General features: G+C 62.1%; 21 protein-coding genes and 1 pseudogene. 20 read left to right on the forward strand and 2 right to left on the reverse strand.

Annotated elements, in window-relative coordinates; translation table 11 throughout:
• The first annotated feature begins 104 nt into the window (after positions 1-104).
• The 18 genes and pseudogenes from OVA07_RS03310 (at position 105) to OVA07_RS03395 (ending at position 17,020) form a co-directional block, all read left to right on the forward strand.
• On the forward strand, positions 105-365 hold the full coding sequence (locus OVA07_RS03310; protein ID WP_268170047.1) for an STAS domain-containing protein: 261 nt from the start codon (positions 105-107) through the stop codon (positions 363-365).
• The gene (locus OVA07_RS03315; RefSeq protein ID WP_268170048.1) at positions 362-2,536 is read left to right on the forward strand and encodes a chemotaxis protein CheA; all 2,175 of its coding nucleotides are present in this window, start codon (positions 362-364) and stop codon (positions 2,534-2,536) included. Before OVA07_RS03310 ends, OVA07_RS03315 begins: the two co-directional genes overlap by 4 nt.
• Positions 2,533-3,402 (forward strand): CheR family methyltransferase, encoded by an 870-nt coding sequence (locus OVA07_RS03320; RefSeq protein ID WP_268170049.1) that lies wholly within the window; start codon positions 2,533-2,535, stop codon positions 3,400-3,402. The genes OVA07_RS03315 and OVA07_RS03320 overlap by 4 nt, the downstream gene beginning before the upstream one ends.
• On the forward strand, positions 3,399-4,421 hold the full coding sequence (locus OVA07_RS03325) for a protein-glutamate methylesterase/protein-glutamine glutaminase (RefSeq protein WP_268170050.1): 1,023 nt from the start codon (positions 3,399-3,401) through the stop codon (positions 4,419-4,421). Before OVA07_RS03320 ends, OVA07_RS03325 begins: the two co-directional genes overlap by 4 nt.
• Before the next feature lie 3 nt (positions 4,422-4,424).
• On the forward strand, positions 4,425-4,982 hold the full coding sequence (locus OVA07_RS03330; RefSeq protein WP_268170051.1) for a chemotaxis protein CheD: 558 nt from the start codon (positions 4,425-4,427) through the stop codon (positions 4,980-4,982).
• Between the two features lie 21 nt (positions 4,983-5,003).
• Complete coding sequence (locus OVA07_RS03335) at positions 5,004-5,375, forward strand: response regulator (protein WP_268170052.1); 372 nt, start codon at positions 5,004-5,006, stop codon at positions 5,373-5,375.
• Between the two features lie 24 nt (positions 5,376-5,399).
• Positions 5,400-5,843, forward strand: coding sequence for a chemotaxis protein CheW (locus tag OVA07_RS03340; protein ID WP_268170053.1), 444 nt, complete (start codon positions 5,400-5,402; stop codon positions 5,841-5,843).
• A gap of 31 nt (positions 5,844-5,874) precedes the next feature.
• Positions 5,875-6,126, forward strand: coding sequence for a hypothetical protein (locus tag OVA07_RS03345; RefSeq protein ID WP_268170054.1), 252 nt, complete (start codon positions 5,875-5,877; stop codon positions 6,124-6,126).
• A gap of 94 nt (positions 6,127-6,220) precedes the next feature.
• Positions 6,221-8,302 (forward strand): TonB-dependent receptor plug domain-containing protein, encoded by a 2,082-nt coding sequence (locus OVA07_RS03350; RefSeq protein ID WP_268170055.1) that lies wholly within the window; start codon positions 6,221-6,223, stop codon positions 8,300-8,302.
• 114 nt (positions 8,303-8,416) lie between these two features.
• Complete coding sequence (locus OVA07_RS03355) at positions 8,417-8,998, forward strand: TetR/AcrR family transcriptional regulator (RefSeq protein ID WP_268170056.1); 582 nt, start codon at positions 8,417-8,419, stop codon at positions 8,996-8,998.
• A 123-nt stretch (positions 8,999-9,121) separates the two neighbouring features.
• The gene (locus OVA07_RS03360; RefSeq protein WP_268170057.1) at positions 9,122-9,757 is read left to right on the forward strand and encodes a Dabb family protein; all 636 of its coding nucleotides are present in this window, start codon (positions 9,122-9,124) and stop codon (positions 9,755-9,757) included.
• Positions 9,758-9,792: 35 nt separating this feature from the next.
• Positions 9,793-10,995 (forward strand): aromatic ring-hydroxylating oxygenase subunit alpha, encoded by a 1,203-nt coding sequence (locus OVA07_RS03365; RefSeq protein WP_268170058.1) that lies wholly within the window; start codon positions 9,793-9,795, stop codon positions 10,993-10,995.
• Positions 10,992-11,291, forward strand: coding sequence for a putative quinol monooxygenase (locus tag OVA07_RS03370; protein WP_268170059.1), 300 nt, complete (start codon positions 10,992-10,994; stop codon positions 11,289-11,291). The genes OVA07_RS03365 and OVA07_RS03370 overlap by 4 nt, the downstream gene beginning before the upstream one ends.
• Before the next feature lie 264 nt (positions 11,292-11,555).
• Positions 11,556-11,925: pseudogene (locus OVA07_RS03375) on the forward strand (LysR substrate-binding domain-containing protein); the annotation flags it as partial.
• 615 nt (positions 11,926-12,540) lie between these two features.
• On the forward strand, positions 12,541-12,936 hold the full coding sequence (locus OVA07_RS03380; RefSeq protein ID WP_326493095.1) for a DUF2946 family protein: 396 nt from the start codon (positions 12,541-12,543) through the stop codon (positions 12,934-12,936).
• Positions 12,937-13,085: 149 nt separating this feature from the next.
• Positions 13,086-15,383 carry a TonB-dependent receptor gene (locus tag OVA07_RS03385; RefSeq protein WP_268170061.1) on the forward strand — a complete coding sequence of 766 codons (2,298 nt, stop codon included), beginning with the start codon at positions 13,086-13,088 and terminating at the stop codon, positions 15,381-15,383.
• Positions 15,383-16,840 carry a PepSY-associated TM helix domain-containing protein gene (locus OVA07_RS03390; RefSeq protein ID WP_268170062.1) on the forward strand — a complete coding sequence of 486 codons (1,458 nt, stop codon included), beginning with the start codon at positions 15,383-15,385 and terminating at the stop codon, positions 16,838-16,840. The genes OVA07_RS03385 and OVA07_RS03390 overlap by 1 nt, the downstream gene beginning before the upstream one ends.
• 3 nt (positions 16,841-16,843) lie before the next feature.
• Positions 16,844-17,020: a hypothetical protein gene (locus tag OVA07_RS03395; protein ID WP_268170063.1), complete on the forward strand. Its 177-nt coding sequence runs from the start codon at positions 16,844-16,846 to the stop codon at positions 17,018-17,020.
• On the opposite strand, the gene OVA07_RS03400 is transcribed toward OVA07_RS03395, so the two are convergent.
• Positions 17,017-17,700: a family 16 glycoside hydrolase gene (locus OVA07_RS03400; protein ID WP_268170064.1), complete on the reverse strand. Its 684-nt coding sequence runs from the start codon at positions 17,698-17,700 to the stop codon at positions 17,017-17,019. The genes OVA07_RS03395 and OVA07_RS03400 overlap by 4 nt on opposite strands.
• On the reverse strand, positions 17,697-18,896 hold the full coding sequence (locus tag OVA07_RS03405) for a serine hydrolase domain-containing protein (protein ID WP_268170065.1): 1,200 nt from the start codon (positions 18,894-18,896) through the stop codon (positions 17,697-17,699). Before OVA07_RS03405 ends, OVA07_RS03400 begins: the two co-directional genes overlap by 4 nt.
• 1 nt (position 18,897) lies before the next feature.
• Here OVA07_RS03405 and OVA07_RS03410 point away from each other — a divergent pair, with 1 nt between their 5' ends.
• Both OVA07_RS03410 and OVA07_RS03415 read left to right on the forward strand, forming a co-directional pair.
• Positions 18,898-19,809, forward strand: coding sequence for a LysR family transcriptional regulator (locus tag OVA07_RS03410; protein ID WP_268170066.1), 912 nt, complete (start codon positions 18,898-18,900; stop codon positions 19,807-19,809).
• A 79-nt stretch (positions 19,810-19,888) separates the two neighbouring features.
• A complete protein-coding gene (locus OVA07_RS03415; protein ID WP_268170067.1) occupies positions 19,889-20,560 on the forward strand; it encodes a glutathione S-transferase family protein in 672 nt (223 codons plus the stop codon).
• Positions 20,561-20,663: the final 103 nt, after the last annotated feature.

Below are 20,663 nucleotides of genomic sequence, written 5' to 3' on the forward strand. Positions count from 1 at the left end.
CCCCTGCGAAAGCTGACCTTTGCACCGCGGCACTATCACCGGCTTCGTAATCGCCATGCCCGGTCCTCCGGTCAGGGCCGTCCAGCCGGAGAAAGTGCCGCTCCATGTCGTCGATCACCCTGCCTGCCCGCTGCGATCGCGCCGCCGCCGAAGCGCTTCTGCCCGAAATGATCGCCGCTCTCGGCTCTGGCCCACTGCGAATCGATGCACGCGACTGCCAGCAGATCGGCCAGGCCATGCTGCAATTGCTCGTCAGTGCGCGACAGACCGGCGAAGGCGCAATAATCACTCCATCGCCCACCCTGCGCGATATTGCTGCGCTCACCGGCCTTGGCGATGAACTCTTTTCAGGGGCCGAGGCATGAACGCCGAAGAAATCCAGGCCATCTTCTTTGCCGAATGCGAAGAATCGCTGGCCGCAGCCGAACAGGGCCTCGACGCCTGCAAATCGGGCACACAGGACAGCGATACCGTCAACGCGGTGTTCCGTGGTGTGCATTCGATCAAGGGCGGCGCGGGTGCATTCGGTTATATCGCGCTGCAGGGCTTTACCCACACGTTCGAAACGCTGCTGTCCGATGTGCGCGACGGCACGGTGGCCATCACCGATCCACTGCTCGACCTGATGTTGCGCGCGCTGGACGTGCTGGCCGATCACGTCACTGCGGCCCGCGACAGCACCGAACCCCCCGAAGACGCAGCGCTTCAGGCCGAACTCACCGCCGCTATGGCCGCCAACGCCGGCGCTCCTCCCGCACCTGCGCCTGCAGTAACGGCTGCAGCAGAACCTGTCGCTACCACGTCAGAGATCGACGACGATTTCGGTCTCGATTTCGACTCCCTGCTGGACGAAATTGCCCCGGCCACCTCCGCTCCCGCTGCGGAAAAGCCGCGCTGGGATGTACGCCTGCGCCCCCATTCCGGGGCCATGCGCAACGGCAGCGAACCGCTGCTGATGCTGCGCGAAATGGCCGATCTGGGCGGCCGTTGCGAAATTTGCGACATTTCCTCCATCCCGCCGCTCGATTCGCTCGATCCAGGCGTCGGCTATCTGGGCTGGACCTTCAGCTTTCCCGGCGATGTCAATGAAGCCGCCGTGCGCGATATCTTCGATTTCGTGGGCGATGATTGCACGCTCGTCATCGGCCTCAACGGCGAAATGCCGCCAGTGCAATACCCGGCAGCGCCGGTCGCCGCCGTCGCGCCCCCCCCTGCCCCGATTGCCGCGCCTGCTGCCGCACCAGCAGTCATTGCGCAGGTTGCGCCCGCTCCTGCCGCCGAAGCGGTTGCCGCTGCGCCTGAACCTGCTGCCACCAGCGCGCCCGGTGGCCCGCCTGCTCCGCCCAGCCCCGGCCAGTCGATCCGCATCGAACTGGGCAAGCTCGACAAGTTGATCGACGCGGTTGGCGAACTCGTGATCGCACAGGCCATGGTCGCCCAGCGGCTTTCGGGCGAAGGCATTGCCGTGTCCGAAGAACTGGCGGTGATCGAAGGCCTTACGCGCGACATTCAGGAATCGGCCATGGCCATCCGTGCCCAGCCGATCGGTTCGGTGTTCAGCCGCGTGCCGCGCATCCTGCGCGAACTGGCGTCGACCACCGGCAAGCACGTTCGTCTGGACGTGTCGGGCGAAAGCACCGAGCTGGACAAGACCGTGATCGAACGCTTGGGCGAACCGCTCACCCACCTCATCCGCAACGCGGTCGATCATGGCATCGAACCGGCGGATGAACGCATCGCCGCAGGCAAATCACCCGAAGGCACCCTCACCCTTGCCGCCGAACATCGCTCGGGCCGCATCCTCATCCGCATCTCCGATGATGGCAAAGGCATCGACCGCGAGCGCGTCTTCTCCAAGGCCGTCGAAAAGGGCCTGATCCCGCCCGACACCGTGCTAACCAAGGAAGAGATCGACGCTCTGATCTTCGCCCCCGGCTTTTCCACCGCACAACAGGTGTCCAACATTTCCGGGCGCGGCGTTGGTATGGATGTGGTGCGCCAGAACGTGAAAGATCTGGGCGGCCGCATCACCATCGAATCCGAACCCGGATCAGGCACCACTTTCACGCTTACCCTGCCGCTCACCTTGGCCATTTCCGATGGCATGGTCGTCAATGTGGGCGATCAGACGCTGGTCGTGCCGCTGGCCAACGTGGTTGAAAGCCTGCGCCCCGAACCCAATGAAGTTCAGGGCCTTGGCGCTAACCGCTGCATGATCAACGTGCGCGGCCGCTTCATCCCGGTCATCCCGCTGGCTCACGCCGTCGGCGCGGCCGGCGCGGTGGAACAGCCCAAGGACGGCGTGCTGATCGTGGTCGAAACCGAAGGCGCAGGCCGCGCCGCACTGCTGGTCGATGCGATCTGCGATCAGCGTCAGGTCGTCATCAAAAGCCTCGACACCCACTATCGCTCGGTCGAAGGCGTGGCCGGTGCCACCATCCTTGGCGATGGCCGCGTAGCGCTGATCGTCGATGTCGACAGCCTCGTGTCGCGCACGCTCGCTTCCAGCACGCCCCAGATCGCAGAGGCCGCATGAGCCTGATGGAAGCCCTCGATGCGTCCATGCCCGGCGTCAGCCCAGGCATCTATGACGCGGCCGATTTCCGCGCGATCAGCGAAATCGCCCATGCCGAAGCAGGCATCGTCCTGCCGCCGGGCAAAGCCATGCTGGTCTATTCGCGCATTGCTCCACTGGTGCGCGACAGCGGCTGCGCCACTTTCAGCGCCTATGTCACGCGCATCCGCGAAAATGCGGTTGATCGTCAGAAAACCATCTGCGCACTGACCACCAATCACACCTTCTTCTACCGCGAAGCCCATCACTTCGAACACTTCGCCCAGATCGTGCGCCCCGGCTTTATCGATACGCTGCGGCGTGGCGGCAAAGTGCGGCTATGGTCGGCGGGCTGTTCCAGCGGGGAAGAAACGTGGTCGCTGCTGATGACCTTTCTGGGCACCGATCTGTCCGAAGGGCAGGATCTGCTGCGCCGCGATATTCGCCTGCTCGCCAGCGATATTGCCACCCACGCACTGCAAAAGGCCCGCGCCGCACGCTATCGCGCCGATGACCTGAAGCCCGTGCCCGATGGCATGCGCCGCCTGTGGACCCGCACTGCGGGCGAAGAGGCCGTGATTACGCCCGAAGTGCAACAGCTTGCCCGGTTCCGCTCGCTCAACCTGCTGGGCGACTGGCCGATGCAAGGTCAGTTCGATGTGATCTTCTGCCGCAACGTGATGATCTATTTCGACAACCCGACCAAGGAACGCCTGGTGGCCCGCTTTGCTGAAAAGCTGCGTCCCGGCGGCTGGCTCTATATCGGCCATTCCGAACGGGTCACCGGCCCTGCCACCGACGTTCTGGGCACCATGGGTCCAACCATCTATCGCAAGAGGCCAGCATGACCATTCGCGTCGTCATTGTTGACGATTCCCCCACCATGCGCGCCATCTTGATGAACCGGCTGGGCAAGGAACCGGACATCGAAGTGGTCGCCGCGGCAGCCAACGCTGCCGAAGGTCGCCAGATGATCCGCGAGCTGGACCCCGATGTGGTCACGCTCGATGTGGAAATGCCGGGCATGAACGGCCTCGATTTCCTTGCCAAGATCATGGAATTGCGGCCAACCCCGGTCATCATCGTATCGGGCACCACCCAGGCAGGGGCCGAAGCCACGGCGCGCGCGCTCGCGCTGGGCGCGGTGGATTGCTACGCCAAATCGAGCGGGGGCGGCCTTGAAGACGGCGGGCGGCTGGCCCGGATGATACGCGAAGCGGCCAAGGTCCAGTTCTCTGCCCGCGCGCCCGCTGCCCGGCGGGTTGCCCACGAAGCACGCGGTTCGCTGACCGAACGGCCCGCTCTGATCGCCATCGGCTCGTCCACCGGCGGGGTAGAGGCCTTGCAGACGGTATTGGCCAGTTTTCCGACTGATTGCCCGCCCACGGTCATCGTGCAGCATATCAACGCCCGCTTTGCCCCGGCGGTTGCCCGCACGCTCGACAACTCCTGCCCGCCCACGATCATGCTGGCCGAACCCGACATGCCGATGAAGCCGGGTCACGTATATCTTGCGCCGGGCGATGAACGCCATCTGTCCATCGGCGGCGGCACAGGCGGCCCGTATCATTGCAAGCTGCGCAGCGGCGATCCGGTGTCCGGTCACCTGCCCAGCGTCGATGTGCTGTTCCATTCGGTTGCCGAAACCGTCGGCGCACGCGCAGTTGGCATCCTCTTGACCGGCATGGGCGCTGATGGCGCGCAAGGCCTGCTCGCCATGGCACGCAAGGGCGCGCACACCATCGCGCAGGACGAAGCAACCTGCACCGTGTTCGGCATGCCCCGCGCCGCCATCAACCTTGGCGCTGCCGCCATTGTTGCACCTCTTGGGGCGATTGCGCGCCACGCCTTCAGCAAGGCGGCCTGATCCATGAACATCGATCGCCAGATATCCACCGCGCCTCCGGTCGAACGGGTCACCGTGATGCAGGGCTTTGCATTGGCCAGCAGCAATCCCAGTCTCGAATATTCGACCGTGCTCGGTTCATGCGTTGCTACCTGTCTTTACGATCCTGAATCGCATGTCGGTGGCATGAACCATTTCCTGCTGTCAGAACCGCCAGCCCACACGCCGGGCGTCAACATAGACGAACATTACGGCGTCTATCTGATGGAATTGCTGGTCAACGAAATGATGGCCAAGGGTGCACGCAAATCGCGGCTCAAGGCGCATCTTTACGGCGGGGCCAACGTCAACCGCAACATGATGCGCATCGGCTCGATGAACGCAGACTTTGCGCGCGAATTCCTTCGACGTGAAGGCATTGTCCTGATGCGTGAAGACCTTGGCGGGACACAGGCCCGCCGTGTCGATTTTCGTCCGGCATCGGGCCAGGTCCGCCTCCGCACGGTGGAAGACCGGTTCGCGCCCCCTGTCCAACCCACCCCGCGCCCGGCTGTTGCCCGTGGCGATGTCGAACTGTTCTGATCGGAAAAGCGAGTTCTTCCCATGAACACTCTCACCAGAATCCTTACCGTAGATGACAGCCCCTCGATGCGGGCGCTTCTCAACCATGCGTTGTCGGGGCAAGGCTTCGACGTGTCACAGGCCGAAGATGGCATGGCCGCGCTCGACTGGCTGGCCATGAACGAGGTCGATGTCGTCATCACCGATATCAACATGCCCCGCCTGGACGGTTTCGGCCTGATCGAACGCCTGCGCGAAGGCAGCCGACATCGTGACCGGCCCATTCTGGTGCTGACGACCGAAAGTTCGGAAGAGAAAAAAGCCCGCGCCCGCGCGGCCGGGGCCACCGGCTGGATCGTCAAGCCGTTCGATCCCGAAAAGCTCGTCGCTGCGGTCCGCCGCGTCGCCCATTAATTCCTGCCAGAAGGAGCAAGCCCCATGCTGCGCGAACTCATCACCTTCGAAGTGGAAGGCCAGTTCTTCGGGCTGGACATCATGGCCATCCGCGAAATCCGCGCCTGGTCGCCCACCACCCGCCTGCCGCGCGTGCCGTCCTATGTCGCGGGCGTCGTCAACTTGCGCGGCACGGTCCTGCCAGTGATCGATCTTGCCGCCCGCCTTGGCTGGCGCGCCACCGAAGCCACCCCGCGCCACGCCATCATCGTCACGCAGCAGGGCGCGCAGGTGTCGGGCTGGATCGTCGATGCGGTCAGCGATATCGTCACCCTGCAATCCGACGCGCTGCAACCGCCCCCGCCCACCTCATCGGGCGATACGGTAGTCCCCTTCCTCGAAGGCCTTGCTGCCATCGAAGACCGCATGGTCATGGTGCTGAATCTCGCCGCGCTGACCGAAGGCGCGCAAGTGGCCGAAGCCGCCTGATCCGCCCCGCATCCAGCGCAAGGGACACACGATGGCACAAGCCACCCACCGCCAGATCGCCGTGGTGCTAGAGGAACTGGCCGAAGAGGTCGAAGCTCTCGGCGCGGCGCTGTGCGTCGACATGGACATCGCCTGCAAGCATATGGACAAGCTGCAGGCGATAGACCTGATCGCCCAGAAACAGCGCTCACTGGGCCGCCTGCTGGTGGCCGAACGCCCGGTCGAAGAGATCGAGCGCATCGCCATCGACGTGCTGCGCGACCGGATGCGCCTCTCGCTCTGACAATTCTGGCCGGGCTGATACATTTGGTCGGCCCCGCAATGTCGTTGGTCGAGCCATGGGCGCATCCGCGGTCGTTTCACCGCATCGGCAGACAATGCCGTTTCCAAAGAAACCAACCCGCCCCCTCCTCGCCCTGCTGCTGGCCTGCGCCAGCCACCCGGCACTGGCCGAAACGGCACCGGAAGCGGGCCCCCCTGCTTCAACCACCAGCTTCACCCCGGCAGACTTCGCCCGCTTCGCCCCCCGCAACGCGCGCGACATGCTCGAACGTGTCCCCGGTTTCGCCATCCGTCAGGAAGAGGACGCCCGCGGGCTGGGGCAGGCCAGCGGCAACGTGCTGGTCAATTCACAGCGCCTCTCGTCCAAATCCGACGATATCCTGACCCAGCTTTCGCGCATCCCCGCCGCCAGCGTGGAACGGATCGAACTGGTCGATGGCGCCACGCTCGATATCCCCGGCCTCACCGGACAGGTCGCCAATGTCATCGCCCGCACAGCCAGCTTCTCCGGCCAGTTCCGCTGGTCCCCTGAATTCCGCGCCCACTACGCCGACCCGCGCGTGACCAATGGCGAAATCTCCGTCTCCGGCCGCAAGGACTGGCTGGAATATACCCTCAGCCTCACCAACAATTCCAATCGCGGCGCGGCGGGCGGCCCCACCCGCATTACCGATGGCACCGGCACCCTGATCCAGACCCGCCATGATGTGGTAAAGGCCCGGCGCGATGATCCCAAGCTCGCCGTCCGCCTCGCCATCGATGGCCCCGGCTCCTCCACCGCCAACCTCAACGGATCATTCCAGCGCATCCCGCGCCAGTTCACCGAACATTCCGTGCGCACCAACACCGATGGCAACACCTCGGTCCGCGATCTGGATGACCGCGCCAGCGCGCGCAAATGGGAAATCGGCGGCGATTGGGAATTTCCCCTCGGCCCCGGCAGATTGAAACTCATCGGCCTCAACCGGCAGGAACACAAACCCTACAGCCAGTCGGTCATCACCACGGTTCCCAACACCACCCCCACCGGCGACCGCTACGCCGAAACCGGCGACAGTTCCGAACGCATCGCGCGGGCCGAATACACATGGAAACTGCTTGGCGCCGACTGGCAGCTTGCCGGTGAAGCCGCGTTCAACGCGCTCGATAACGTCGCCACGCTTGCCACGCTCGATCCCGATGGCCAGTTCATCGAAACCCCCTTTGCCGAAGGCACCGGCGGCGTGCGCGAAAGCCGCTACGACACCAGCCTGTCGTTCAGCCGCCCCTTGGCCAAAAACCTCACCCTGCAACTCATCGGCGGCGCGGAATGGTCCACCCTGCGCCAGACCGGCGTTCCCGCAGCCCAGAGCCAACCCCTAAGCCGCAGCTTCTTCCGCCCCAAAGGCTCGCTCTCGCTGGGCTGGAAAGCCTCCCCGCGCCTCGACGTCTCGCTCAAGATCAAGCGCTCGGTCGGCCAGCTTTCCTTCTACGATTTCCTCGCCCGCCGCTTTCTGGATGATGGTAACGCCAACTCCGGCAATGCCGATCTCGTGCCGCAACAGGACTGGTCCGCCGAACTCGAACTCAACCGCAATTTCGGCAAGCTCGGCTCAACCAAACTGCGCCTCGTCGCCCGCAATGTGCAGGATTACGTCACCGTCGTCCCCATCGGCGCATTCGGGGAATCGGTCGGCAACGTCAGCAGCGCCCGCGAACGCGCGCTCATCAGCACCACCACCGTCCAGTTCGACACATTGGGCTGGAAAGGCGCGCGCGCAGACCTCTACGTCGAACTCACCGATACCCGCCTGAAAGACCCGTTCGACCCGTCGCGCACCATCCCTTACGGCTTCCTGACCGACCGCTACTGGTCGATTACCTTCCGGCAGGATTTCCCCGGCACCGATTGGGCCGCCGGGGCCGATTACGAATACAACCACGCCACCCAATACCACCGCCGCTACGAACGCGGCCGCGATTTCGAAGGCCCGGTCTTTGCCGGGCTGTTCGTCGAACACAAGAACGTCGCCGGCCTCACCCTGCGCGCCGAAGCCCGCAACCTCCTCAACGGCCGCCAACGCTGGGACCGCGAAGTCTACGCCGCCCCCCGCCCCACCGGCCCCCTCGCCTTCACCGAACACCGCAACCGCCTGATCGGCCCGATCTTCTCGTTCACGGTGAAGGGGAATATTTGAGGTGTGGGGTAGGGGCGGATTTTTGCCAAATGGTAAGGCGGCATCGCTCCGCGAAAGCCATCAATGCTCGACGGCTGATTGCATGACCAGCATCTTACGCGCTAACTGCCTTTCATGCCTATTGTTGTAGATAGAGACGAACGCCGAGCACAGGTTGTGGCGATCGCCTTTGATCTGGTCGCTGACCGGGGTATTGAGGCGCTCACTTTTCGCGAAATCGCGGCTGCAGCTGGGTGCAGCACGTCCATCGTCTCGCACTATTTCGGCAACAAGAACGAGCTGCTGTTTTGCATATACCAAGTGGCAAACCAGCGTGCGACAGAGCGGCTGCTGGCAGCAAGAAAAAGCGGTGCAAGCGTCAAGGAGGCACTTGAGAGTGTACTACCGCTAAGCCCGGAATCGCAGCGCGACTGGCGCGTTTGGCTCGCATTCTGGGCGCGTGCGCACATTGATCCGACATACTTCGCGGAACGACGCCAAGCAGCAGAAAGCAGCCTTGCGCTCTATCGCGAAATGCTTGCCGAAAGCGGCACAACCAATTGGAATGAAGAATGGTTGGATCTAGCTGCCCGCCGTTTGCTCGCCGCGGTCGCAGGAATCGGTCTTGAAGCGTGTTTCGCCCCGGATGACTGGACACCTAACCGCATAAAAGCGGTTTTTTCTGCCGAGCTCGCCGCTCTGAGCGTTAACAATTGAATTGTTCGACCTGCTTAATGTGACAGGCGTCATAAATAAATTGCGGGGTTAGGTTCTCTTCCAACAAGGCACATCGCACTTGGCACGAAGCCAAGGCGCATCAGTGCCCACGGGAGAGAAGCGATGATCCGCCACGTGGTCATGATCAAGTTCAAGAAGGATGCTCCGCAGGAGAAGATCGACACCTTCCTGACCGAGGTGAAGAAGCTTTCGCACCTCAACCGTGAAGTGCGCGACTACAGCCACGGCATGTGCGTAAAGACGCGCTACCACTCGGGCGACTTCGACTTCGCCAACTGCTGCGACATCGACAGCTACGAGGCGATGGACCGCTACATGTCGCACTGGTCGCATTTGCGGATGACGCCCTACCTGCCGGACATTCTCGAAAACATGATCTCCTTCGATTGGGAGATCGACTACCATGGTCCGGAGTTCGACGAGAAGCTTGCCGCCGAGGAAGCCGAGCGGGAATCGGCTCGCGTGCTGCAGATGCATCCTGATCCGGACAAGGCCTATGTCCCCGAGGTACGCGGCCAAACGCGCGAACGTGCCCGTCAGATGTGCGATACGGTCGGGCTGATCTTGTCCGAGGACGAAGAAGAGATCATCGGTTCGGTCTGGGCTCCCAACCGCATCATGTTCGTCACCCCGGATGCCGGAACCGAAGTCACCAAGGGCAGCACGATCAAGATCGGCATTACAGGCAACTGGCTGACCGGGCCTGCCGTACCCGCCGGCGACGCGCCCGCCTGGTAAGCACGTCCCGCCAAGCCGCCACCCGGGAGCGCGTGATGAATCCGATGTCCGAAGCCTACGGCAAGGTCGCAGAGAAGCTCCTCGAATTTGTCGAGGAGCGGACCACGGACCAGACCGGCGAAACGCTGAGGGTTCCCGCCTCGGCTTACCTCGACGCCGAGCAATGGCAGAAAGAGATCGACCTGATCTTCAAGCGCCTGCCGCTCATGCTTGCGCTCAGCATCGAGTTGCCGGCGAACGGCGACTACAAGGCAATGGAACCGCTGGGCATTCCCGTGCTCATTGCTCGCGGCAGTGACGGAACGGCGCGCGCCTTCCTCAACGTCTGCCGACACCGGGCAATGAAGCTTTTGGATCCCGGATCGGGCAACTGCAGTCGCTTCTCCTGTCCCTATCATGGCTGGACCTACAGCAACGACGGCCGGCTGCTGGGGGTGGCGGAGGCGAGCACCTTCGGCGAGGTGGACAAGCGCGTCCTCGGATTGACCGAACTTCCGTGCCAGGAAGTCGCGGGCATGATCTTCGTCATCCTGACGCCGGAGATCCCGATCGATGTTGCTACGTTCCTCGGCGGAATGCTTGAGGACCTCGCCGCCCTGAAGCTCGAGAACTGGTACTTCCATAAAGCGCGGAGCATGGAAGGGGCGAACTGGAAAGTCGCTTACGACGGCTTTCTCGAAGGCTATCACTTCCAGGCGGCGCACCCCGAGACAGTCACGCCGCGCACCCCTTCGAACCGTGCTTATTACGAGGCTTTCGGCCCGCACATCCGGCTCGGCTACCCGCAGCACCGGATTGTCGAGTTGCGCGATCTGCCCCGCGAGGAATGGGGGGCGCGGGAGAATCTCAACTACGACTTCATCCGGATGCTTTTCCCGAACTTCGCGATGTTTCTCGCTCCAGAGATGTGTCAGGTCGCGCAGCTCTTTCCCGGCAAGATCCCCGGCACCAACGTCACGGTGATGAACTACATCTTTCCGCAGGCACCAGCCGATGAGGCAGCGTTGAAGTCGCTCGACGAGATGTGCGACTTCTTCTTCGACGTCGTCGAGCGCGAGGATTACCACATGGGCCTGCGCGTGCAGCAAGGCCTTGCGGCCGTGCCGTTTTCCGATGTCATCTTCGGCCGTAACGAGCTCGGCAACCAATACTTCCACAAATGGGTGGACTACTACCTTGCAGAAGGTGCGCTCCCCCCGCCTACCCTTCGCAGCGCCACTGTTGGAGACGCTTCATGATCATTCTCGCAGGCCACCTAAAGACCAGCCCCGACCTTGTCGACGAACTGCTCGCAGCTCTCGACTCGCTGCTCGAGGACACGCGCAAGGAGCAAGGCTGCCTAGACTACCACTTCGCCATCGAAGACCGGAATGCCGGATCAATTCTCGTATATGAGCGCTGGAGCGACCAAGACGCGTTGAACGCCCACCTCGCCTTGCCCGCGATCGGCGCAGTTCTAGGCGGCTGGGCCGACAAGATCGAGATAGCGGTCCGCAAGTTCGACGCCGCGAATGAGCGCGGTTTCACAGAGTAAGATGCAGCAGGCTGCAACGCAGTCGGCGACCGTGCCCCGGCGATCTGGTCCCCGTCGATGGCGAACAGGTAGCGCAAGTCTACGAGGCTGCCGGGGAAATTGCCGACAAGGTGGCTTGTGACGATGATCCGCCCATCGTGCTGCGCCAGTGCGAAAGGTTCGACCGTGTAGGTGTATTGGGTGGAGGCATTTGCAATCCACTGCTGGATCGCCTCGCGCCCGGCATACGTGTTGCCTTCGTCGATAACGACCGCATTGGAGGCGAAACCCCGTGTTCCTGCCGATCTGGCCCGCCATGCCTGCATTCGAACTCGGCTGCCCAATGGCGCGCTGCTGCGCTGGCAATTCGAAGTGGAAGGCAGGCCGCTGCAAGTGGATGTCGATGGTCCGCTCACGCTGGACGAAGCCAGTTTGGCGCGGATCGCGGTGCTCGCCGCTGTCGGAATCGGCTATTTCATGGAATCCGACGTGCGCGAGGATATCGCGGCAGGAAGGCTGGTGCGGCTGCTGACGGACTGGACGCCGCCGCTCGCCCCCGCTTTGTCTCTACTACCCCAGTCGCCGCAATCCGCCCACGGCTTTCAAGGTGTTCGCCGATCACGCGCGTGAGTTGGCACGGGCGAGATCTACATAACAGGCAAAAACCCGGTCAGCGGTACGGCTAACCGGGCCTTGGTATGCAACGTATTACGCTCCGGTCGTCACCTCTAGGCGGACCTCAATGTTCCTGCGCACCGCATGGTAATAGGGGCAGACGGTATGATGTTGCCGAACTGCTTGGCTACAGTTCCATCAGGACCTTTACCCGCTGGCATGGCCAGATATTTGGCATGACCCCGCGTCAAGACAAAAAGGCGCATGAAGGTTAATACGGGCAATATCTCCAATTCACGATTCTTGATTGACGCGGAAGACGCCGCCATCAACCCAGTCATGCGCTCAATTTTGACGTGATCGATTCTTGCCGTTCGTTCAGCACGCTGTAGCAATGGCGGAAAGACTTGGGTTGGGGCTTAACGGCCGTTTCCTTAAAACATGTTCTGCGGGAGCTTTTCCCCAATACCGGGCACTCAGCGCTTGCGGCTCTGGCCGCAAAGGCTGGCTGGATGAGCCTCAATCGCAAATATCTACAACGGCTTGGTTTGATACCGGTGGCCACACAAATCGGACGCCAACATCTTGCCGAATAGCACGCGATATTGGCGTGACAAATTGAAGCCCTCCGACTAGCGCGCCGCGTGTGCGAACGATGCAAGCCTTGATTCTGCGGTGCCCTGGCGCGGCCCTAGCCTTGGCCGTGCTGGCGCTTTGCATGAAGGTTGTTGTGCCATCGGGCATGATGATCGATCTGCATGCGAAGGTCCTGACCATCGAAGTGTGTCAGGATTCTCTTGGCGCATTGACCAAGACGCAGATCGTGGTTCCGACAAAGTCGGGTGGCAAGAACAAGCCTGATGGCAAGCATCAGGGCACCTGCCCGTTCACATCGCTCAACGGTGCGCTGATCGGAGGGGCCGATCCCGCCCTGCTGCTGCTGGCGCTGACGTTTATTCTGGCGCTCGCTTTCACGCCGGTGAGCGTGGCATGCCCACGGCGGCCAGCCTATTTCTACCCTCCCTTGCGCGGGCCTCCCGCACTGGCTTGATGATCTGACCCGCTGCTGCGGGCCAACAGATCATGCGCCGTCACTGCCCCCTCATCGTGGGTCTGCAACAGACCACATCATGTTGGCTGAGCGCGACTGTGGCGCATCTTTCACACTTCAAGACCAGTTTGATATTCAAGGAAAACTTCATGCGAAGTTCATGGATTGCGCTGTCCGCAGCGCTGGCCGTTTCAGCCCCCGCTTTGGCTGCTGAGGGAGAAACACAAAATCAGCCTCCTGCCGATGCGGTTGCGGCAGATGACGCCAATAGCGCGACAATTCTCGTAGTAGGACAGACCGATGCACCGATCACGGTTGTGCCGCGCGGGCTTTCGGTCTCGCTCGACAAGGAAAACTTCGATGCGATCAATGCGATCAACGTCGAAGACCTGATGAAGTACACGCCAAACTTCTTCGTGCGAAAACGCTTCGCCGGTGATGACAATGCCGTGGTGGCGATGCGCGGGGCCAACACCGTGCAATCCGCGCGGACGATCGTGATGGTCGACGGATTTGTCGTCTCCAACTTCCTCGGCAACCGCTTCGACTTTCCGCCAAAATGGAACGTGGTCGGCCCTGCCGAAGTGCGCCAGTTCGATATTGTCTACGGCCCCTATTCCGCCCGCTATGGCGGCAATTCGATGGGCGGGGTAATTTCGGTGACCACGCAGGAGCCGACCGAGACTTCGGCCTATGCCAGTGCCCAGACCTTTATCATGCCGTTCAAGGAATATGGCTTCGACCAGACGTTCACGGGCTACAGCCTCGAAGGCGGCATCAACTGGAAGCAGAAGGACGGCCCGTTCTCGATCCGCCTATCCGGGCGGCATTTTGAAAACACCGGCCAGTCGATGACCTACAATCTGCTGACCGCCGCTACCGGAAACGGCGCGGCGACAGCGGTTACGGGCGCGTTTGACGATCCGCGGCTGGCAACGCCGGTATTCGGCGCGGCCTCGCCGGTTGATGTCACGCAGGATCAAGTCCGCTTGCGCGTGGGTTTTGAAACAGCCGGTGGCTGGAACATCGATGCGCTCGGCGTCCTGTGGAAGAGCAAGCAGGTGCTGACCGACACGCGCAGCTTCCTGGTCAATGCCGCCACGGGTGCGCCGGTCTATCAGGGCCGCGTGACCTTCGGGGGCAAGACCTGGAACGCGACCGGGCTTACCCTGTCGACATCGGAGCGGACCGAATATCTTGCGGGGCTGAAACTGGCCGGGCCGCTGGCGGGCTGGGATGTGGCGCTCAACCTTTCCCGGTTCTGGATTCCCGATCAGGACGGTCGGACATCGACCAACTACGCCACGGGCACAGCGAATGGCGCGGGCACCAATACGCTGGGCAACACGCCGGGCTGGTACACCGGAGATCTGGTGATCGAACGGCGCCTGGGTGCGCACAAGGTGGCGTTCGGTGCAAATGCCAACCTCTATGAAACCTCGACCGACACCTTCTCGACCGCCAATTGGCGCGAGGCGACCTCACCGGTCTTCACCGCCGCAACTTATGGGAAGACCAGCCTGTGGGGTCTATGGCTGGAAGACGCGATCGATGTGGGCGCAGACTGGGTGCTGACCGGCGGCCTACGCTATGATCGCTGGCGGGCATTCGATGGCGGCATTGCCAAGCCCTTTGCCGGCGTGCGCAAGGATGATCGCTATCCCAGCCGTAGCGATGACAGCTTCAGCCCCAAACTCAGCCTGCAGGGCAAGCTGGCACCGCGCCTTGACGTGCAGGTAAGCCTCGGGCTGGCGACACGCTTCCCCACCGTGGGTGAACTGTTCCAGGGCCGGTTTGATGATATCGCGCAGGCCATTGATCCGCAAAGCTTCGATCCCAACCTGAAGGCCGAAAAGTCGAAGGATGCCAACCTGATCCTCCGCTATGACGCAGGCAAGGTGCGGGTCACCGGCAGCGCGTTCTACCAGATGATCGATGATGCGATCTTCAGCTTCAACGGCCTCAACCAGTTCGGCACGGTCATTTCCAGCTACAAGAACGTGGACGAGGTGGAGCAGTACGGATTGGAGCTGATCGCGGAAGCCCGCGACATCCTGCCCGGCCTGGATATCGACGCCAACGTGGCGTGGATCAGCGCCAAGACGATCCGCAACGATGCCAATCCCGCGGCAGAGGGCGTGCAATTCCCGCGCATCCCGAAATGGCGGGCCAATGGCAATATCCGCTATCAACTGGCCAAACCGGTCAAGGCCTCGCTTGGCTGGCGCTACGGCTCGCGGCCCAATTCCGATCTGTTCGGGCTGGTCCGTGGCCGCGCTTTCGGCTTCCAGAGCGAATACCTGCTGTTTGACACGCGCCTGTCCTGGGCCGTGCTCGACAATGTCGAGCTGAGCGCCGGGATCGACAACCTGTTCAACTACAAGGCCTACGTTGCGCATCCGCTGCCGCAGCGCACCTTTGTGGTCGACCTCAAGACGAAGTGGTAATGGCCATGCCCCCTTCAGCACAGATTTCACCGGCCCCGGATAAGCCGACTTCACACAAGGCTGCCTTCTATCGCACGATCTGGCGGTGGCATTTCTATGCCGGCGTGTTCGTTGTGCCCATGGTGCTGATCCTGTCGCTGACGGGGGCAGCCTACCTGTTCAAACCGCAAGTAGAACGCTGGGAAGAGCGCGCGTGGCAGGGATTACCCACGGCTGGCGCGGTAACTCCTGAAGCGCAAGTGAGCGCTGCCCTCGCAGCTTTGCCAGGTGCAAAGTTCCATTCCTATCGCCTGCCGCAACAGCCGGGCGATGCGGCCATGATCCACGTCGGTCTATCCGGCGCTGAAGGCGGCAAGGCCAAGGCGATGCGCGATGTCTTCGTCTCGCCGCAAGGCCAGGTCGTCGGCGTTCTCGATCCCGAATGGCGGATCATGGAAATCGCGCACGACATCCATGGCCAGCTTCTGCTGGGCAAGCGCGGCAGCTGGCTGGTGGAGCTGGCGGCGAGCTGGGCCATCGTGATGATCCTGACCGGCCTTTATCTATGGTGGCCGCGCGGTCGCGGTGTCGCAGGCGTGCTGTGGCCGCGGCTGTCAGCCGGGTCGCGCACGGCATGGCGGGATGTGCATGCCGTCACCGGTTTCTGGGTGTCCGGGCTGGCGATGGTGCTGCTCCTCACCGGTCTGCCCTGGGCCGATGTCTGGGGCAGTGCCTTCAAAGCCGTGCGTGCCGAGATGGGTTGGGTGAAAGGAAAGCAGGACTGGACAATCGGCGGTGCGGCTCCGGCATCTGACGAACACGCACAACATGCCGAACACGATCACGCGGCAATGATGGCCATGAATGGCCAAATGCCCGGTATGGATCATGATATGGCCAACACGACACCCGCCATCACCCTGTCCGAAGTGGTCCGACGGGCGCAGCGTGAACACCTTGCCTTTCCCGCGATCATTACTCCGCCCGGAGCGCCGGGGCGGTTCGGACGCGCGGGTGGCGATAACTGGACCCTGCGATCAGACAGCCAGAACCGCCCCCTGCGCACGACCATCACTCTGGACAAGCAGACCGGCCGCGAATTGTCACGAGAGACGTTTGCCGATGGCCACCCCATCGATCGCGTGGTCGGCTATGGCGTTGCCTGGCACGAAGGGCAGCTGTTCGGCTGGGTCAATCAATTGATCGGCGTGCTCACCGCGCTGATGCTGGCAACGCTTTCTATCAGCGGGTTCGTGATGTGGCGCAAACGCAAGCCCGATCAGGGCCTTGGCGCACCACCGATGCCCAAGGAAAAAGTGATGGCCAAGCTGGTGCCAGTGCTTCTCATTCTCGCAGTTCTGCTTCCGCTGCTTGCTGTATCGCTCGTGGTCGTGGCAATTCTTGAGAAGCTCGTACTCCCTCGCACGCCAAAACTTGCTATATGGCTGGGTTTGCAAAATCATGTTGAACGGACATGATTGTTGTCTGCTCGTTCTGACCAGCTTGAGGGAACGCAGGCAGTCTGCATATTGAACGGTGTTGGCGCGCAAAGCTGGCTGTCCGCTTCGGAACGCCCCACCGGCCCCCTCGCCTTCACCGAACACCGCAACCGCCTGATCGGCCCGATCTTCTCGTTCAGCGTGAAGGGGAATATCTAACGCTCGTGATGGATGATCCGCAGATTGCGGAAATGGGCCACAGTTCCCGTCTCGACCCACAGGCCAATACCGCCGCGCTGCTGTGCCCCATGCTTCAGATCATTGACGATCAGCACCGGCGATGGCCGGTTGTCCAGAAACAGCATCGCCCTGTTTCCTACCACTTCCACCCGCATCTTCACCCAGCGCCCCGGCGCAATATCAGCCGCCGTTTCATAACGTTCCGGGCTTTCCCGCCGCAGCCGGTCAAACCGCCATTCGGGAAAGGCAACATACTGGACCGAATGGTTGCGTCGCACCTGATCGTCGGCAACGCCATTGGTCGGGCGCAGATAAATACTTTCGAACCGGCCTCCATTCACACGAAACGCCAGCCCCACAAAGGCACGGGCAAATTCCGGCGCGCCTTGCGCCAGTTCACCCTTCACTTCCACCTCGATCACGCCATCGGCAAAATCGACCGGCAGCAGCGCCATGAAGTCACGATCCGCCAACGGCGCCTTTGCAGGATCTTGCCAATACAGGCGCGGAAGAGCGACCCGCCACCCTTCATCGTCCTGCGTCAATTCAACGCCATTTACCGTGAAGTCGGTAAAATGCGGCTCTGGTTGCGGCGGTGTTGCCCCCATCAGGATGCCAGCCGCCAAAATCAAAGTCGCAGCAGACCATCGCATCATCATTTACCGCCAGCCTTGGCCGTATCTTCGCCCAACGCAGCATCCGCCGCAGCCTGCACCGCAAGGACTTCCGGCCACACCGCAAAGGAATCCGTCTGTCGGTTGATGAACACCAGCCCATACCGTCCGGTGGGCATATCGACCCACGGATATGTGCCAAACGCGCCGATGCTTGAACTGCGGGTGCAATGGCCCTTCGCGTCCCACGTCTCGCACCAGTTGCCCAAACCGTAGTGGGCCTTCTCCAGCAGAGCAGCGTTCGTCGGCAGCATCTTTGCTGCCGCCGTCTGGTCGGTCATCATTTCGGCAACCGCCTTTTCCGAAAGCACGCGACGGCCTTCATATTGCCCCTTCTGGCTCAACATCTTCACAAAGCGCACATAATCGTCAGCCGTGCCTATCGCCCCGCCTTGCAGAACCGGATTGCGCGTTTCGGCTGCGGGCGGGATTGCATCACCAAATTTCAGATGCGCCCATTGCGTGCCAGTCATGCCCAGCGGGCGGGCGATGCGCGACTGGAACACCTCTTCCCATGTCTGGCCGGTCACCGCTTCGGCTACGGCCCCTACCACCTGAAACCCCGGCCCGCCATAATTGAACACCACACCGGGCGTTGTGGCAAGCGGACGTGCCAGCACTTCGTCCGCCGACTGGCGCAGCGTGATGCGATGATCCTGTTTAAGATCATACAGTTCGCCAAGACCGCCCGCCACGCCCGATGTCTGCGCCAGCAACTGCCGCAGCGTCACTTTGTCCGCTGCTCCCTTCACGCCGCGCAGCCATGTCGAAACCGGCTGGTCCAGCGTCAGCTTGCCTTCATCCACCAATGCCATGACCGTGGCTGCTACCAGCCATTTTGACGCAGATGCGATGGGATACCGGGTATCGGCAGCAATCTGGCCGACATCGGCCCGCACGGCTTCATGCCCCGGCCCACCGAACACCACGGTAACCCCCGGCGTGCCTTTGGCGATCATCGCGTCAACAGCCACTTGCGCCGCAGGCGGCAGAGCCGTCGCTGCAGGCGCTTCAGCGGCATGGGCCACCCCCAGCGGCACGGCGCTGGCCAGAAGGACGGAAAGAAGGGCAAAATGGCGCACGGAGGAATCCTTGAAAATGCCATGGATCGGCTTGGCCGCATTTGTGCCACCAATCACTTCTTGACGGAATTGGGCCATTCGTCCGAATAATGCGGACATTATGTCCGCATTTAGTCTGGAATCCCTCTCAGGGCTCACCGCTTTTGTCACATCGGTCGATACTGGCGGCTTCGCGCCTGCGGGCCGGACGCTGGGCCTTTCGGCATCAGCCGTGGGCAAAGCGGTTGCCCGTCTGGAAACACGTCTGGGAGTGCGATTGCTGATCCGCACCACCCGCCACCTTTCGATGACCTATGAAGGCGAAGAACTATACGCCCGCGCCACGCGCCTGATCGATGACTTACGCGAAATTGAAACCATGCTGGGCGATCAGGCACAGGCTCCGGTAGGCCGCGTGCGCGTCAGCCTGCCTGCCGCGCTTGGCCGCATGGTGGTGCTTCCGCGCCTTGCCCAATTCTGCGAAGACCACACTGGCATCGAACTGGATATCGGGCTGGATGACCGCAAGGTCGATCTGGTCGAAGGCGGGTTCGATCTCGCCGTTCGCACAGGATCGCTGGACAACAGCGGGTTGATTGCCACCAAACTTTCCGAACATCGCTTCATTCTTTGTGCCGCACCGTCCTATCTGTACCGCTTTGGCGAACCTGCATCACCAGATGAACTGGGCCGGCATCGCTGCATCCGGTTCCGCTATCCCTCCACGGGCCTGCTTGAACGCTGGGTATTTGATAGCCGGGAACTTGATCGTGAACTCGGATCTGGCCCGACGTTCAATGATAGCGAAGCGGTCGTTCTGGCCGCGATTGCAGGCATGGGGCTTGCGCAATTGCCCGACTATACAGCGCGGAGTGCGCTCTTGTCGGGCCAACTCGTCCCCCTGTTTTCACACCATCACTGCGTTCGCGGCAATATTTGGCTGGTGCGCCCATCGCATCGGGCAACGCCGCTGCGGGTGCAGGTGTTCGCGCGCTTCCTTGCCAATGTTATCGAATCCCACGCCCAGCAGTAAAACCCACCAAACCCACCTCACCGCAAAACACCCGCAAGGACTAGACTTCGCCCCCAAGCCCGCGCAATGACTCCTCCCCATGTGGCAGCTTTATCAATTCCCCCTGTGCCCGTTCAGCCGCAAGGTGCGCCTGCTCCTTTCGGAAAAGGGCGTGGCCTATGATCTTGTGCGCGAAAATCCGTGGGATCGGCGTGAGGGGTTTGGCCATCTCAGCCCGGCCTATCGCACGCCTGCGGTGCACAACACCGAACGCGGCATCAGTCTGGCGGACAGCCGGGCGATCTGTGAATATTTCGAAGAAACGGTCGATAAATCGCCGATGATAAACGGCACGGCGGTCAACCGCGCCGAAATCCGCCGTCTTGTCGCGCTGTTCGATGAAAGCTTCTATGCCGATGTCACCGCGCCCCTGCTGGAAGAGCGGATGAAGAAGCGCCTCGTCTATCGCAGCCCGCCCGACAGCAAGCGCCTGCGCGAAGCCATGCGGCTGGCCGACGAACATCTCGATTATGTCGATTACCTGATCGACAACCGCCCATGGCTGGCAGGGTCCACCATGAGCCTTGCCGACCTTGCCGCCGCCGCGCAGATTTCGGTGGCGGATTACCTTGGCGGTATCGACTGGTCGGGCCACGAACAGGCGCGCGGGTGGTATTCGGTGTTCAAAAGCCGCCCCAGCTTCCGCCCCCTGCTGGCCGAACGCATGGACGTGATCCAGCCCCCCAGCCACTACGCCGACGTAAACGCCTGAGGGGGCTAGGGTCAGGGCCTGACACGGCGAATTGTTCACGGACGCGAAAAAGCGCTGTCCTACAAGGTGCGCCCCGGCTTACCCTCCGGGCCATGCTGAAACG

The organism is Novosphingobium sp. SL115, from assembly GCF_026672515.1.
GTDB lineage: Bacteria > Pseudomonadota > Alphaproteobacteria > Sphingomonadales > Sphingomonadaceae > Novosphingobium.